Source organism: Pseudomonas sp. DrBHI1 (assembly GCF_002205115.1).
In the GTDB taxonomy this organism is placed as follows: domain Bacteria; phylum Pseudomonadota; class Gammaproteobacteria; order Pseudomonadales; family Pseudomonadaceae; genus Aquipseudomonas; species Aquipseudomonas mosselii.
Genome location: NZ_NIBE01000024.1, coordinates 1 through 14,936, shown reverse-complemented (window position 1 = coordinate 14,936; position 14,936 = coordinate 1). Strand labels below are relative to the sequence as shown.

Genomic DNA, 14,936 nt, shown 5'->3' with positions numbered 1-14,936 from the left:
CCCGGGTTGCCCGCACCCACCAGCAGCCCGGAGGCGCCGCGCAGCACTTCGACGCGGTCGAACACCGCCATGTCCGGGGTCATCCAGCCGGTGTAGGCGTACGCCTGGCCAGGCACGCCATCGACCATGTAGCTGTCGTCGGTGAGGTCGAAGCCACGGGAGCTGAAGTGGTGGTTGCCGTAGCCGCGGTTGGCGCGGGTGATACCCGTGGTCTGGGCCATCACCTGGTCCAGCGATACCAGGTTCTTGTCATCCATCAACTTGCGGGTGACCACGGTTACCGACTGCGGGGTTTCACGCAGGGACTGCGCGGTCTTGCCGATAGTCACCGCGCCGGTGGTGTAGGAGTTAGTACCTTCGGTAGTGGCACCCAGCACCTGGCCGTTGATGGTGGTGGCGTCCAGGGTCATGGCCGAGCCGGACTCCGCCGCACCGCTGATGATCAGCGTGTTGTCCTGCACGCTGTAGCGAATCCCGCTGTTCCGGAGCAGCTCCCCAGCTGCCTGGGTTGGCGAGAAGCGGCCCTTGACCGGGCTGCTGCGCAGACCCTGGACGGTCTCGGGGCTGAACAGCACCTGCAGGTTGCCCTGGCGACCCAGCTCTTGCAGGGCACTGGCCAGCGACTGCGCCGGGATGTCGAAGTCCTGCTCCTGGGCCTGCACCTGGGCGGCCAGCGGCAGGGACAGGGCGAGGCCGAGGGTGGCCATGGCCGGGGAAGAGCGCAGCATCCGGCGCAGCATCAACGCTTTGCTCAAAGGGGTCAGGGTGTTGGCTGGTATTGGCATTTTTATGCTCTGGCTCAAGGTACGCAAAGTAAATGAAAATTATTCCGTTGCGAGTAGGACGCATGCGAATGCCAAAACCGGAAAAATAATTATTACGGTTGGTAGAGGCGTGACCTGCGACTTCCCTGTGGGCAGGGTTGATTCGGCGTGCGGCAATAGGGGAACGAGCGGTGCGACTGAGAATTTAAGCGGCGGGCGGCGCCAGGGCGCCGCCCGTGAGAGGGCGTCAGGCGGGCAGGGCGGGTTCCTGGTTGCGCTCCACCAGGATCTTGCCGCTGTGCATGCGCACCAGCTGGTCGGCCACCGGGAAGTAGCGGTCGTCGTGGGAGATGACGATGATGGTCTTGCCCTGCTGCTTCAGCTCCGGCAGCAGCTCGGTGTAGAACACCCGGCGGAAGGCCGGGTCCTGGTCGGCGGCCCATTCATCGAACACCAGCACCGGACGCTGGTCGAGCCAGGCGTTGATCAGCGCCAGGCGCTTGCGCTGGCCGGTGGACAGGTCGGTGGTGGTGAAGCTGCCGTCGCGGATCCCGACCTTGTGCGCGATGTCCAGGCGTTCGAGGTACTTGGCGGCCTCCGGTGGCAGCTCGGCGAGGCCCGGCAAGGGTTCGTCGAACAGGTAGTAGTCGGCGAAGATGGTGGTGAACAGCTGGCGGTAGTCGTCCAGGTGCTGCGGCGTGACCGTCTCGCCGTTGAGGCGGACCTCGCCCTGCTGTGGGGTGTACAGGCCCAGCAGTAGCTTGATCAGGGTGGTCTTGCCGCAACCGTTCTCGCCGACGATGAAGACGATGTCGCCCTGGCGGATGGTCAGGTCCACCGGGCCGAGATGGAACGGCTGGCTGCCCTCGACTTGGGGATAGTCGTAGCGCAGCTGGCGCAGTTCGATGGAGGCGACCTCGGTCACTTGCGGTACGCGGTCGCTGACCAGCAGGTGCGGCTCGGGCGATGAGAAACGCTGGGACAACTCGGCGATGCGGCGCAGGGCGATCTGCGCCCGGCTGATGCTCGGCAGGTTGTTGATCAGTTGTTCCAGTGGTCCCTTCATATACAGCATCACCAGCACAAAGCCGCCCAGCACGGTGCGGTCGGCGCTCGGCCACAGGGCCTGGAAGGCGATGGCGATGCCGATCACGGCGAAGAACAGCATCGAGCCGAAGGTCTCGGCGCTGACAAAGATGTTCGCCGCGCGGATGTTGGCCTTGCTGATGCGCTCGGTGGCACCGTGGATCAGCTGGTCGTGCATGTGCTGGCGGCGTTTGCGCTGGATACGCAGTTCCTTGGCGCCGCCAGAGAGGGCCTGGTAGTGCTTCTGCAGCTCGTCCTCGTTGTTGCGCGCGGTAAGGATGTTCTTCATGCCGTAACGGTGGGCGAGGAACTGCGCGCCGGTGCCGATCACCACGGTCAGCACGGTGACCAGCAGGATTTGCCAGGACAACAGCGCCAGGTAGGACAGGCAACCGAGGGTGACGGTGAAGGCGATGACCATCGGCGCCACCGACAGGGCGAAGGCACTGATGGTGCTGACGTCGTTGAGCAGCACCGGGATCAGGCGGTGGGCGCGGTAGCGCTCCAGTTGCGCGATCGGCGCCACCAGCACCTTGGCGGCCAGCTCGCGGCGCAGGCGCGCCACCACCTTCTGACCGACGTAGTTGGTCAGCAGGTTCGAGCCGGTGGAGCAGGCCAGGGTCAGCAGGCACAGGCCGCCGAACAGCAGGGCGGTGCGGGTGTCCGGCCCGCCTGCGGCGTTCATCGCGCTGTTGATGGTGGCCAGCAGGGCGGTGACGCTCAGGCCGCTGACCACGCCGAGGGCCGCCGAAAGCGCGACCAGCATCCAGAACGGCTTGAGTATCCGCAGGGTTTCCTGGGCGAGGCTGGGGGTCGTGGACGTCATGGAGTCATCTCGTGAGTATTCGTTGGCGCAGGGCGGCGGACCAGGCCCTGATCTTGGTAGACGAGAGGGTTTTACGCGGATTTAGTTGCGAGGCGGATCCGGCGCCGGGGCGCCGGAGGCAGGGCGGGCGTTACAGCTCGCGGGCGACACGGAAACCGATCCAGTCGCCGCGCAAGGTGGAGCTGCGCTCGTTGCGGTTGCCCGAACGGGAGAAAATCGGTGCCTCGGTGTAGTCGTTGCCGCGGATCACCCGGCGGTCCTCGCATTCGCTGCTGTTGGTCTGCGGGCTGCCGTCGGTGGGGGCGGTGGCGTAGCTGTCGACGTAGCAGTCGCGGGTCCACTCGTAGACATTGCCGTGGCCGTCGTAGACGCCGTAGGCGTTGGGCGGGAAGCTGCCGACGGGCGAGGTGAAGGAGAAACCGTCCGTGGGGCCGTAGGTGTTGGCGTGCTTGGAGATCTGGTACTTCTGCTCGTCGTTGTCATCGAGCGGGAAGGGGAACGGCCCGGTGCTGCCGCCGCGCACGGCGTATTCGCGCTGGGATTCGCTGAGCACCTTGTAGACCTTGCCGGTCTTCTTCGACAGCCACGAGGCGTAGGCCTCGGCCTCGTGGAAGTTCAGGCACACGGCGGGCTGGCGGTCGCCCTGCTGGTAGCGCGGCACGCCGGCGATGCACTCGCGGCCCGGGCGGGTGTCGCCGTTGGGGACCTTGTAGCCGCTGGCCTTGAGGTAGGCCTTCCATTCCCCGTTGGTGATCTGGTAGCGGCTGACGGCAAAGGCGTTCTTGAACGTCACTTCGTGCAGTGGGCCCTCGTCGTCCTGGCGACCTTTTTCGTCATCCGGGGTGCCCATCATGAAACTGCCGGCGGGCAGCACCACCATTTCCGGGCAAGTCTTGGCGCAGTCACGGAACACCGTGCCGGGTTTGTGCGCGGGCGCCGCGGCCAGGGCCGGCAGGCTGCAGGCGACCAGCAGGGCGGCCAGGGTGAGGCGGTTCAGGGGTGCGGTCATGGGGAAGCCTTGTTCAGGGTTGCTGGGCAGACAGCGGGAGTTCGTGCTGATGGACGAAATGAACGAGGCGATGTTTAAGGGTGGTTTTGTAACAAGTGTCTGGCGGGAGAGGTGTGGCGCCTATGAGATCGAGCGCCGCGCGGGCGGCGCTCGATCTCGAGAGCGCTGCAAGGCTACAGTAAAGCGCTAACGGCTGAACTCAAGCCAACTCAAGCCAGATCGGCGCATGGTCCGAAGGCTTCTCCATCCCCCGCAGTTCATAGTCGACCCCGGCGGCCTTGACCCGTGGCAGCAAGCCCTGGGAGGCCATGATCAGGTCGATGCGCAGGCCGCGCTTGGGCTCGTCCTCGAAGCCGCGGCTGCGGTAGTCGAACCAACTGAAGCGGTCGGCCACTTCCGGGTGCAGGTGGCGGAAGCTGTCGACCAGGCCCCAGCCCTTGAGCCGCTCCATCCACTCGCGCTCCTCGGGCAGGAAGCTGCACTTGCCGGTCTTCAGCCAGCGCTTGGCATTGTCTGCGCCGATGCCGATGTCGCAGTCCTGGGGCGAGATATTCAGGTCGCCCATCACCACGACGGGCTGGTCATTCTTGAACTGCCCTTCGAGCAGGGCCTGCAGGTCGCTGTAGAAGCGCTGCTTGGCCGGGAACTTGGTGGGGTGGTCGCGGCTTTCGCCTTGTGGGAAGTAGCCGTTCATGATGGTGATCGGCGTGCCGTCGGCATCGGCGAAGGTGCCCCAGATGAAGCGGCGCTGGGCGTCTTCTTCATCGCCGGCGAAGCCCTTGGACAACGACAGCGGCGCCTGTCGCGAGAGCAGGGCGACGCCATAGTGGCCTTTCTGGCCGTGGTAATGCACGTGGTAGCCGAGCGCCTCGACGTCGGCCAACGGGAACTGATCGTCGCTGACCTTGGTTTCCTGCAGGCCGATCACGTCCGGCTGGTGTTTGTCGATCAGCGCCGCCAGCTGGTGCGGACGGGCGCGCAGGCCATTGATGTTGAACGAGACGATCTTCATGGAAAGATGATCCTGGTAAAAAGCCACGGATGCTAGCCGACATCGCCGGCCACGGCCAGCATGGCGCCGCGCGGCGGGCGCTGCTAACGTGCTGGAGGAGGTGAACCCAGCGCCGGAATCTGGCTCCAAGGCACTGTACGCCCATTCCAGGAGGACTGCCCGCAATGCCCGACGTCATCGCCGCCCCGGCCCGGACCTGCCTGCTCGACGCCGGCTACGCCCGTGAGGCGCGTTCGCTGCTCTACCATGCCTATCGTCACGAGCCGACCTTTGCCTGGCTGTTCGAGGGCCAGCGTCCCGGCTACGAGCGCCGCCTGCGGGTGATGGTGCGCGAGTGGGTGCGCCAGCACTTCTATCTGCAACTGCCGGCGATCGGCCTGCTGCTGGAGGACCGCCTGATCGGCCTGGCGCTGATCGTGCCGCCGCAGCGGCGCTTGGGCGTGGCCGACAGCTGGGCTTGGCGCCTGCGCATGATCCTCGGTACCGGCCTGCGCTGTACCCGGCGCTACCTGGACTACCAGGCCGCGCTGGCCGGCTGCCTGCCGGGCGACAATGTCCACGTCCTGCCGTTGCTGGGCGTGCACCCGCAGTTCCAGGGCCAGCATTATGGGGAGCAACTGCTGCAGGCCGTGCACGACTGGTGCGCGGAGGACGCCAGCACCGAGGGTGTGGTGCTGGACACCGGCAATGCGCACTACCTGGCGTTCTACCAGCGCCAGGGCTATGAGGAGATCGGCGAGATCGCCGTAGGGCCGATCCGCGAACGGGTGTTCTTCCATCCCAATCCGCGCTCGTCGAGGGTGACGAACCTGTGACAGGCGTTTGCCGACAGCCCTCTTGACCCCTTTGCTCTGGTAGCATGCCGCGCATGACGTATTCAGGAAGACTTGGCTGGGGCCTGCTGTTGCTGGCCGCCAGCTCCATGGCATGGGCGCAGAGCGAATTGCTGGTGCGGGTCAAACCCGCCAACAAGGCGCTCAAGTCCAATATCGAAGGGTATATCGGCAGCCTGGGCGACCGCGACGAAGAAGCGCTGCTGCGTTTCAGCCGGGGCGCCGAGGAGCAGACGCGCAAGGCGGCCCAGGCCCTTGGCTACTACCAGGCGCGGGTCGAGACCGAGGTCAAGCCCGCAGGCGACAAGGACAAACCCGCGCAATTGATCATCCGGGTCGAGCCCGGCGAGCCTGTGCGTCTGCGCAACGTGACCGTGCGCATCGACGGGCCGGCCAGCGAGCTCAAGGTCTTTCGCATCCCCGACAGCAAGGCGCTGCGCCCGGGCGAGCAGCTCAACCACGGCACCTACGAGGATGCCAAGCGGCTGATCCAGAACCAGGCGTCGCGCTACGGCTTCTTCGCCGGGCGCTTCGAGCGCCAGCGCCTGGCGGTGGACCCGCAGGCTGGCGTGGCCGACATCGAGCTGGTCTACCAGAGCGGCCCGCGCTACCGTCTCGGCGCGGTGACCTTCGGCGGCGACGCGCCGCTGGACAACGACCTGCTGCAGCGCATGGTGTCGTTCAAGCCCGGTACCCCCTATGACTCAGAGCTGATCGCCGAACTCAACAACGACCTGCAATCGAGCGGCTACTTCGACAGCGTGCGGGTGGATGCCGCGCCCACCGCCGCGGTGGGCGAGGACATTCCGGTGGACGTGCGCCTCGATACCCGCAAGCCGCGTACCCTGGGCCTGGGCCTGGGCTTTTCCACCGACGTCGGGCCGCGTGGCAAGGCCAACTGGACCCGTCACTGGGTGAACCCGCAGGGCCACAGCTACGGCTGGGAAACCGAACTGTCGGCGCCCCGGCAGAACGTCGGGCTGTGGTATGACATCCCGCTGGATCCGCCGCTCACCGACAAGCTGCGCTTCGCTGGCGGCTACCAGAACGAGGAGATTTCCGGTACCGACACCTTGAGCAAGCTGCTCACCGTCGGCCCCGAGTGGCACAGCAAGCTGCCCAGTGGCTGGCAGCGCGTGATCTCGCTCAAGTACCAGCGTGAGGAGTACCGCCTGGGCGACGACTCGGGGCTGAGCAACCTGTTGATGCCAGGTGTCAGCTTTTCGTACCTGCGCAGCGACAACCGCATCGATCCGCACAACGGCTACCGCCTGCAGTTCGACCTGCAGGCGGCCAAGGAAGGCCTGGGTTCGGATACCAACCTGGTCCATGGCAACGTGCTGCTCAAGGGCCTGACCACGCTGGGCAAGCGCCATCGTTTACTGGGTCGCGTGCAGTTCGGCGGCAGCGCCACCAACGGCTACCAGCAGAACATCCCGCCGTCGCTGCGCTTCTTCGCCGGTGGCGACCAGAGCGTGCGCGGCTACGACTACCAGTCGCTGTCGCCGAAGAACAACCAGGGCGACCGCATCGGCGGCCGCTACCTGGTGGCCGGCAGTGCCGAGTATCAGTACTCGATCGCGGAAAAGTGGCGCCTGGCGACCTTCGTCGACCAAGGCAACTCGTTCAACTCGCTGGAGTTTCCCAGCCTCAAGACCGGCGTCGGCATCGGCGTGCGCTGGGTGTCGCCGGTGGGGCCACTGCGCCTGGACCTGGCCCGCGCACTGGATGACGACGGTGGTTTTCGCTTGCACTTCTCCATGGGGCCCGAGCTTTGATGCGTGTGTTCAAACCGATCCTGCTGGTACTGGCGGGCCTGCTGGTGCTGATCGTCCTGGCGCTGGGGCTGGTGCTCGGCACCCAGGCGGGCAGCCGCTGGGCGCTGGCGCGGGTGCCGGGGCTCGAGGTCAGCGATTTTACCGGCCGCCTTGGCGGCAGATGGCAGGCCAGCCTGTTGCGCTGGTCTGCTGGCGACGATCGGGTCGAGCTGCTGGCGCCGCAGTTGGCCTGGTCGCCGGCCTGCCTGCTGCGTGCGACCCTGTGCGTCGAACGCTTGCAGGCAGAGCGCATCGACATGGCCTTTGCGCCGGGCGAAGACCAGCCCGACAGCGGTCCGCTGCAATTGCCAGCATTGAACCTGCCGCTGGCCATCGAGCTGGGCGAGGTCAAGGTGGGCCAGTTGCGCCTGGATGGCAGCGACCTGCTGGGCGACCTGAGCCTGGCGGCCCACTGGACCGCCAGCGGGCTGCGGGTGGACAGCCTGCAACTGCGCCGAGACGATCTGCACCTGGACGTTCAAGGTGACCTGACGCCACGGAGTGACTGGCCACTGCAGCTGCAGGGCACGCTGCAACTGCCGACGGTGGATGGCAAGCCGTGGCAACTGGCCTTGAACGCCAAGGGCGAGCTGCAGAAGACCCTCGTCATCGAGGCCACCAGCAGCGGCTACCTGGACGCCCGGCTGAACGGCGAATTGCAGGCCCTGGCCGAGCATTTGCCGGCCCGCCTGAGCATCCGTTCGCAGGCTTTCAAGCCGGCCGGCGAGTTGCCCGACACCCTGCAACTGAACCAGCTCAAGCTTGACGCCCAGGGCGACCTGCTCAAGGGTTATCAACTCTCAGGTTCCGCCACCTTGCCCGCCGAGCAAGGGCCGGTGGGCCTGGTGCTGGCCGGCAAGGTGGACGCCAAGGGCGCCCGAATCGATGCCCTTGACCTCAATGCCAGCGACACGCAGCGCCTCAAGCTGCAGGCCAGCGCCGACTGGCAGCAGGACCTGAGCGCCGACGCCAGCCTCGACTGGCTGGACTTCCCCTGGTTGCGCCTGTATCCGCTGGAGCAGGCGCCCCAGGTCACCCTCAAGCGTTTCAACGCCCAGGTGCAGTACCGCGGCGGTAACTACAAGGGCGCGTTCAACGGCGATCTGGACGGCCCGGCGGGGGCCTTCACCCTGGCCAGCCCGTTCGAGGGCGACCTGGGCCAGGTACGCCTGCCGCAGCTTCTGCTCAGCGCGGGGCAGGGCAAGGCCGCGGGCAGTGTCGCCTTGCGCTTTGCCGACACCCTGGCCTGGGATGTCGACCTGCAATTGTCGGCGCTGGATCCGGCCTATTGGCTGGCGGAGCTGCCGGGCACCCTGGCCGGTCCGCTGCGCAGCCAGGGCGAGCTCAAGCACGAGCAGTTGGCGCTCAAGGCGCAACTGGACCTCAAGGGCCGCTTGCGTGGCCAGTCGGCGCTGGTCAAGGTAGATGCCGAGGGTGCCGGCGAGCGCTGGACCCTGGGTAGCCTGGCGGTACAGCTGGGAGACAACCGCATCACCGGCAGCGCCAGTCTGCAGCAACGCCTGTCCGGGCGCATCGACCTCGACCTGCCGCGCCTGGGTCAGCTCTGGCCGCAGCTGCAAGGGCAGGCCAAGGGCCGCCTGGACTTGGCCGGAACCCTGGCTGCGCCCCAGGGCACCCTGGCCCTGCAGGGGCAGCAACTGGGCCAGGCCGACAACCGTGTGCAGCGCCTGGACCTGGACGCACGGCTGGACAACGCCCAGCGCGGCCAACTGGTGATCAAGGCCGGCGGGATCCGTTTGGGGGACACCGCCCTGGGCAGCCTCGACGTGCAAGGCAAGGGCGATATCCGCCAGCAGGCTGCGACGCTGGCGCTCGACGGCCCGCAACTCAAGCTCGACCTGGCGCTGGACGGCGCCTTGAGCAAGGGCGACTGGCGGGGTCGCCTGGCCAGCGGTCGCATCCAGGCCGGCGGCCAGGATTGGCAGCTGCAGGCGCCGGCGCGTCTGCAGCGCCTGGCCAGCGGCCAGCTCGACTTTGGCGCCCACTGCTGGCGCTCCGGCCAGGCCAGCCTGTGCGGCGAGGACCAGCGCCTGGCGCCGGAGCCGCGCCTGCGTTACCACCTCAAGCAGTTCCCGCTGGATAGCCTGGCGCAGTGGCTGCCCAAGGACTTCGCCTGGCAGGGCCTGCTCAACGCCGACATCAACCTCGATATCCCGGCCAGCGGACCCAAGGGCAGCATCCGCATCGATGCCGGCGGCGGTACCCTGCGCGTGCGCGACAAGGACCGCTGGATCGATTTCCCCTACCAGGTGTTGCGCCTGGACAGCACCCTGGCGCCGCGCCGGGTCGACACCCGCGTGGATTTCCGTGGCGAGCGCCTGGGCGAGGTGAACCTGAGTGCCCGCATCGACCCGCTGGGCCGCAACAAGCCGTTGTCCGGCGACTTCCGCCTGGCCGGGCTCGATCTGTCGGTCATCCGCCCGTTCCTGCCCATGGTCGAGCGTCTGGCCGGCCAGCTCAACGGCAGCGGGCGCCTGTCGGGCAGCCTGCTCGCACCCCAGGTCAATGGCAACCTGGCCTTGAGCGGCGGCGAAGTCAGCGGCGCGGAACTGCCGATCAGTCTCGAGGACCTGTCGCTGCAGGCACTGATCGCCGGCGAGCAGGTGCAGTTGAACGGCAACTGGCGCAGCGGCGCCGCCGGCCGTGGGCAATTGGCCGGTCACCTCACCTGGGGACAGGCGCTGGGCATGGACCTGCGCCTGCAGGGCCAGCAGCTGCCGGTCAGCGTCGAGCCGTACGCAGCGCTGGAAGTGGCGCCCGACCTGACCATCCGTCTGCTGGACGAGCGCCTGGCGGTGACCGGCAAGGTGCTGGTGCCCAAAGGCAAAATCACCGTGCGCGAACTGCCGCCGTCGACGGTCAAGGTCTCGGATGACACGGTGATCGTCGGTCACCAGACCGAACAGGGCACGCCGCCGATGGCGGTGGCCATGGACATCGATGTCGAGGTCGGCAGCGAAAAACTGTCGTTCAAGGGCTTCGGCCTCACCGCCAACCTGCTGGGGCATGTGCATATCGGCGATAACCTCGACACGCGCGGTGAACTGAGCCTGGCTGACGGGCGCTACCGGCAATACGGGCAGAACCTGACCATCCGCCGCGCTCGCTTACTGTTCGCCGGGCCCATCGACCAGCCGTACCTGGACATCGAGGCCATCCGCCAGGTCGATGACGTGATTGCCGGCATCCGCCTGAGCGGCAGTGCCGAGCAGCCGACCACCAAGGTGTTTTCGGAGCCGGCGATGAGCCAGGAGCAGGCATTGTCCTACCTGGTGCTGGGCCGTCCGTTGAACAGCTCCGGCGAGGACAACAACATGCTCGCCGAGGCGGCGCTGGGCCTGGGCCTGATGGGCAGTGCCGGCCTCACCGGCGGCCTGGCTTCCAATCTGGGCATCGACGACTTCCAACTCGACACCCAGGGCACGGGCAACAAGACCAGCGTGGTGGCCAGCGGCAACCTCACCGAGCGGCTCAGCCTGCGCTATGGCGTCGGCGTGTTCGAGCCCGCCAACACCATCGCCTTGCGCTACAAACTCAGCAAGAAGGTCTACCTCGAGGCCGCCAGCGGCCTGGCCAGCTCGCTGGATATCTTCTACAAGCGCGACTTCTAAACCAGGTGGAGTGCCTGCTCAGCGGGCATGGCACTCCTGGCGACGAATATTGCCGATCTGCCGCAGGCTCAGACCATATTTGTTGGCCAGCAGGCTGCGCGACAGCCCGCTGGCGCTTTCCTTCTGGATCTGCTGGTTGCGCAACTGGCGTTGGAAGTGATCCGGCTTGGGGATTTCCAGAGCCAGGCCGGCGTAGCGCTCGATCAGCGCATCGAGTGCTTCGGCTGGCAGCACGTCGGCCAGCTTGCTGCGGTCGCGATGCTTGGGAATGTACTTGGGGCGGCCGCCGAATACGCAGGTCAGGCGGTAGGCGCTGTCCAGGCCTACGCACTCGATCAGCGCCTGCAGCGATTGAGGCAGTTGGGTGATGTCGATATTGCTCAGGTCTGGCTGTTCCACGAAATGGTTCCTTCCGTCATGTAGGTTTGGCAGGCGCCGAGGCCCGAATGGCTGCGGCGTGGTGGGCCACGGGTGGCGGTACGAGTGGCGTGGTCCGATTTTCGAACAGCAGCGGAAAGGGTCGCTAGGTGCGAAGCGGACCGGAGCTTGTAGTCGCAGCTGCCTGTTGTTTGCAGGTAACCTGATAGCGTGAAGTAGGAAACGCCTCCGCCCTTTGGCTGCAGGCCCCAAACCGTCTAGTGAAGGGGTTCCATGATGGCGGTTTGGGTGGATGACCCAAGCGTAGGCGCAAAGGCATATCCCGGGGCGATGCGGTTGGGCCTGGAGGAGGGGCGTGCCGGGAATGGCGGCGGGCAGGAACTTCAGCGGGGGTAAAGCGGGCGAGGTATCATGGCGTCGGCTCCGCTGGAGCCTCATGTCCCCGATGTCGCAAGGAATTACCGATGACCCACGTGCAGCGCCTCAAATACTCGATCCTGATCATCCTGGTGGTCCTGGGGATCATGCTCGGCCTAAGCTACCTGCAGAAGCAGGGCACTATCAGCGAGCAGACATTCCAGTACATCGCTATCGCCATCGCGGTGGTCGTGGTGGTGATCAACGGTATCCTGCGGCGCAAGGTCAAGCCCTGAAACGGGCGGGCCGGCATATCCTTGCCGGCCAGGCGCTCAACGCGAAGCGGGTTGCTCGAGCACGGCCCAGGCCTGGGGGTTCAGGCTGTAGCACTTGTCGCTGCCCAGGCTGATGACGCCTTCGCTGCACAGGCGCTTGAGCACCTCGCGCACACTCAGGAACGACAGCGGAATATCCAGTTGCTCAAGTTGCGCATGCACCCCGCGCACGCCGATGCTGCGGCCATTGCGCCCGGCGGTGTGCAGCGCGTCGATGACCTTCAGGCGGATCAGGCTGGTGCGCAGGCCGTAGGCGCGCAGCAGCTCGCGGATCTGTTCGTTGCCCACGCGTTCCTCCTGGTGGGCGGCGGCCTGGCCAGGGGCGGGCGGCGCCGATAGCGACTGTTGCGGGTTGTACATGTGAATGCTCCTTTTCGTGGACTGTCCCGAAATCATGGTTGCCTCACATCTAAAGACGAATGAGATCGACAAAACTGCAACCCTCGGTGAAAAAATCTGACACGTTCTGTTGAGAACGTTGCAGCCTTGCTTCGACCGTAAAATTTTCATCTGGCCATTCGTCTGTTCGGGATGACCCCGATAGCACGAGGAGTGCCTGTGATCCCTCTTCCCCTGTTTCGCCTGGGCCTTGCCGCCGCCCTGGTTGCCTCCAGCCTGGCCGTCCAGGCACGGGAGGTCGCCGACGAGGCCTCTGCGCAGATCCGCCGCACCAGCTTTGGCGTGCCGCATATCCTGGCCAAGGACGAACGCGGCTTGGGCTACGGCATCGGCTACGCGTACGCCCAGGACAACCTGTGCCTGCTGGCCAGCGAGGTGCTGACGGTCAATGGCGAGCGCTCGCGTTATTTCGGTGGCGACGGTAAAACCGTCGAGCAGCGCGACAACCTGTCCAGCGATCTGTTCTTCACCTGGCTCAACGAGCCAGCGGCAGTGGACGACTTCCTGCAGGCGCAGCCGGTGGCGGTACGCGACCTGCTCGACGGCTATGCCAGCGGCTACAACCGTGCCCTGGGCGAGCGGCGCGCCGAAGGCCTGCCGGCCGAGTGCGGGGCAGGAGACTGGGTGCGGCCTATCAGCAGCCGTGACTTGATCAAGCTGACCCGGCGCCTGCTGGCCGAAGGCGGTGTCGGTCAGTTTGTCGAGGCGGTGGTGGCCGCGACCCCGCCGAAGCTGGCGGCGCAACGCCCGGTGGCCGACTACAGCGTGGCCCTGGCGCGCCAGGCTCAGTTCGCCGCCGAGCGTGGCAGCAACGCCGTGGCGGTGGGCAGCGAGCGTTCGGCCAATGGTCGCGGACTGCTGCTGGCCAACCCGCATTTCCCCTGGGTCGGCGGGATGCGCTTCTACCAGATGCAACTGACCATCCCCGGGCAGCTGGATGTGATGGGCGCGGCCCTGCCGGGGCTGCCGGTGGTCAATATCGGCTTCAACCGACACCTGGCCTGGACCCACACTGTCGACACCTCGAAGCATTTCACCCTCTACCGCCTGCAACTGGACCCCAAGGACGCGACCCGTTACCTGGTTGACGGCCAGTCGCTGCCGCTCGAACGTAAAAAGCTCAAGGTCATGGTAAAGGGCAAGGACGGCACGCTGAGCGAGGTGGAGCGCACGATCCACCTGTCGAAGTTCGGCCCGGTGGTGCAGTGGCCAGGGCGGCTGGACTGGGACAACCAGGCGGCCTACAGCCTGCGTGACGCCAACCTGGACAATACCCGGGTCCTGCAGCAGTGGTACCGGATCAACCGCGCCGATAGCCTGGAAACGCTCAAGGCCTCGGTGGGGCGGTTGCAGGGTATCCCCTGGGTCAACACCCTGGCGGTGGATGCCGCTGGCCAGGCCCTGTACCTGAATCAGTCGGTGGTGCCCTATGTCGACCAGGCGCTGCTGGCGCAGTGCAGCAATCCGGCTGCTTCCGGCCCGCTGGTGGTGCTCGATGGCTCACGCAGCGCCTGCCAGTGGAAGGTCGATGCGCAGGCCGCCCAACCGGGGATCTTCCCGGCGAGCCTGCTGCCGAGCCTGGAGCGGCGTGACTATGTGCAGCACGCCAACGATTCGGCATGGATGGCCAACCCAGCCCAACCGTTGACCGGCTTCTCGCCGCTGGTGAGTCGTGCTGACCAGCCCCTGGGCATGCGCAGCCGTTTTGCCCTGCAGCGCCTGCAGGGCCGGGGCAAGCTGGGTGTCGCCGAGCTGCGGCGCATGGTGTTCGATGACGAGGTGTACCAGGCCAGCCTGCTGCTGCCGGACCTGCTGCAGTGGTGCAAGGGCGTGGAGGCGGATCTGGAATCAGTGTGCGCCAGCCTGCGCGACTGGAACGGCAAGGCCGATCTGGACAGCGGAGTCGGTTTGCTCCATTTCATGAACATTGCCGACGCGTTGGCCGAGCACCCGCAAAGCTGGCGCGTGCCGTTCGACCCGGCCGACCCGCAGCACACGCCGCGTGGCCTGGCGGTGGAGCAGGCCGCGGTAGGCAAGCTGCTGCGCGAGGCGGCGTTGGCGTCCCTGGCGCAGGTGGGCGAGGCGGGCATCACCGCTGATCAGCGTTGGGGGCAGATCCAGCAGGCTGCCGATGGCACGCCGGTGCCTGGTGGTCCGCAGGGCCTGGGCGTCTACAACGCGATGGTCAGTGTGCCGGTGGGGCCGGGCAAGCGCCTGGTGGTCAGTGGTTCGAGCTATCTGCAGGTGGTCAGCTTCACCGAGCAGGGGCCAAAGGCTCAGGGATTGCTGGCGTTCTCCCAGTCGAGCGAGCAGGCGTCGGCGCATGCCGCCGATCAGACGCGGGCCTTCGCGGCCAAGCAACTGGCGCCGATCCCGTTCACCGAGGCACAGATCAAGGCTGATCCGCAGTATCGACGGTATGTGATCAGTGAGCGGGATAAGGGGCGGGTGGTCAGCGCCCAGTAACTGCGGGCTCTTTGTAGGAGCG

11 protein-coding genes are annotated in these 14,936 nt (G+C 66.4%); 5 read left to right on the top strand and 6 right to left on the bottom strand.

The genetic code is table 11. The features are described 5' to 3' along the window. The 4 genes from CC207_RS27375 to xthA form a co-directional block, all read right to left on the bottom strand. Positions 1-785, bottom strand: a 785-nt coding sequence (locus CC207_RS27375) for a TonB-dependent receptor (RefSeq protein ID WP_256581988.1), incomplete at its 3' end; no start/stop codon positions are given. 226 nt (positions 786-1,011) lie between these two features. Then, a complete protein-coding gene (locus tag CC207_RS03755) occupies positions 1,012-2,676 on the bottom strand; it encodes a cyclic peptide export ABC transporter (protein WP_088851613.1) in 1,665 nt (554 codons plus the stop codon). A 130-nt stretch (positions 2,677-2,806) separates the two neighbouring features. Further along, positions 2,807-3,685, bottom strand: coding sequence for a formylglycine-generating enzyme family protein (locus tag CC207_RS03750; protein WP_062363260.1), 879 nt, complete (start codon positions 3,683-3,685; stop codon positions 2,807-2,809). A gap of 199 nt (positions 3,686-3,884) precedes the next feature. Beyond that, the gene (gene xthA / locus CC207_RS03745) at positions 3,885-4,697 is read right to left on the bottom strand and encodes an exodeoxyribonuclease III (RefSeq protein ID WP_062363258.1); all 813 of its coding nucleotides are present in this window, start codon (positions 4,695-4,697) and stop codon (positions 3,885-3,887) included. Between the two features lie 164 nt (positions 4,698-4,861). On the opposite strand from xthA, the gene CC207_RS03740 reads away from it, so the two are divergent. From CC207_RS03740 to CC207_RS03730, 3 genes are read left to right on the top strand one after another with little or no spacing between them, the layout of a single operon-like run. After that, the gene (locus CC207_RS03740; protein WP_028690734.1) at positions 4,862-5,512 is read left to right on the top strand and encodes an N-acetyltransferase; all 651 of its coding nucleotides are present in this window, start codon (positions 4,862-4,864) and stop codon (positions 5,510-5,512) included. A 53-nt stretch (positions 5,513-5,565) separates the two neighbouring features. Next, complete coding sequence (locus CC207_RS03735) at positions 5,566-7,308, top strand: autotransporter assembly complex family protein (protein ID WP_028690735.1); 1,743 nt, start codon at positions 5,566-5,568, stop codon at positions 7,306-7,308. Next, a complete protein-coding gene (locus CC207_RS03730; protein ID WP_371916436.1) occupies positions 7,305-10,979 on the top strand; it encodes a translocation/assembly module TamB domain-containing protein in 3,675 nt (1,224 codons plus the stop codon). The genes CC207_RS03735 and CC207_RS03730 overlap by 4 nt, the downstream gene beginning before the upstream one ends. Before the next feature lie 18 nt (positions 10,980-10,997). Here the strand turns inward: CC207_RS03730 and CC207_RS03725 are convergent, their stop codons facing one another. Then, positions 10,998-11,378, bottom strand: a complete 381-nt coding sequence (locus CC207_RS03725; protein WP_028690737.1) for a Mor transcription activator family protein — start codon at positions 11,376-11,378, stop codon at positions 10,998-11,000. A gap of 443 nt (positions 11,379-11,821) precedes the next feature. Here CC207_RS03725 and CC207_RS03720 point away from each other — a divergent pair, with 443 nt between their 5' ends. After that, on the top strand, positions 11,822-12,010 hold the full coding sequence (locus CC207_RS03720; protein WP_011533313.1) for a hypothetical protein: 189 nt from the start codon (positions 11,822-11,824) through the stop codon (positions 12,008-12,010). 36 nt (positions 12,011-12,046) lie between these two features. On the opposite strand, the gene CC207_RS03715 is transcribed toward CC207_RS03720, so the two are convergent. After that, positions 12,047-12,409, bottom strand: coding sequence for a hypothetical protein (locus CC207_RS03715; protein ID WP_062363250.1), 363 nt, complete (start codon positions 12,407-12,409; stop codon positions 12,047-12,049). A gap of 198 nt (positions 12,410-12,607) precedes the next feature. On the opposite strand from CC207_RS03715, the gene CC207_RS03710 reads away from it, so the two are divergent. Next, positions 12,608-14,914: an acylase gene (locus tag CC207_RS03710; protein ID WP_371916435.1), complete on the top strand. Its 2,307-nt coding sequence runs from the start codon at positions 12,608-12,610 to the stop codon at positions 14,912-14,914. Positions 14,915-14,936 lie beyond the last annotated feature (22 nt).